At 71.0% G+C, this 838-nt stretch carries 1 protein-coding gene; it reads left to right on the forward strand.

Annotation, left to right across the window (positions count from 1 at the left end; genetic code table 11):
- Positions 1-838 (forward strand): condensation domain-containing protein (locus tag FF041_RS37365; RefSeq protein ID WP_228388965.1); only part of this gene is annotated, 838 nt, incomplete at both ends.

The following is an 838-nucleotide window of genomic DNA, read 5'->3' on the forward strand; positions in this document are numbered from 1 at the left end:
AGGCCGCGCCGTCACGGGCGGCCGGAGCCCCGAGACACCCGTCGAGTCAACGCTGTGCGGCCTGTTCGCCGAAGTCCTCGGACTGGAGTGGGTCGGTGCCGAAGAATCGTTCTTCGAACTCGGCGGCGACTCGATCCTGTCCATGATGGTGGTGTCCGGCGCCCGCCGGGCCGGCCTGGCGATCAGCACCCATGATGTCTTCGAGCAGCGTACGGCAGCGAATCTGGCGTCCGTCGCCGTCGCCCTGACCGCCGACGCACCCCCCGCCGGCACGGCCTCCGGAACCGGCGAGGTCCCGCTGACGCCGGTCATGCGTGAACTCCTCGAACGAGTCCGGCCCGAGGGCCTCTCCGAGGTCTACCAGTCGGTGCTGGCAGTGACCCCGGCCGGTCTGGACTTCGCCGTACTGACCGATGCGGTCCGGACCCTGGTCGACCACCACGACGCACTGCGGGCGCGCTTCACGACAGAGCCCGAGGCACGGCTGACGATTCCCGAGCCCGGCACCATGGCGGTCGCGGAATGGATCCACCGTGTCGATGCGGTGGGCGGGGATCTCCGGCGGCTGGTGGACGAGGAGACGCGGGCGGCGGTCGCCCGGCTGGATCCGCTAGCCGGTGCGATGGTCCAGGCGGTCTGGTTCGACCTCGGCCCCGACACACCCGGACGCCTGCTCATCGTGGTCGACCACCTGGTGGTCGACGGTGTCTCCTGGCGTGTACTGCTGTCCGACCTCGCCCGGGCCTACGACGGCTTGGCCCATGGCCGGGAAGCCGGACTGGCTCCGGTGCCCACGTCGTTTCGGCAGTGGGCGGGTGGGTTGGCGGGGCAGGCGGTG

Origin of the sequence: Streptomyces jumonjinensis (assembly GCF_009600885.1) — a bacterium.
Taxonomy (GTDB): Bacteria; Actinomycetota; Actinomycetes; order Streptomycetales; family Streptomycetaceae; genus Streptomyces; species Streptomyces jumonjinensis.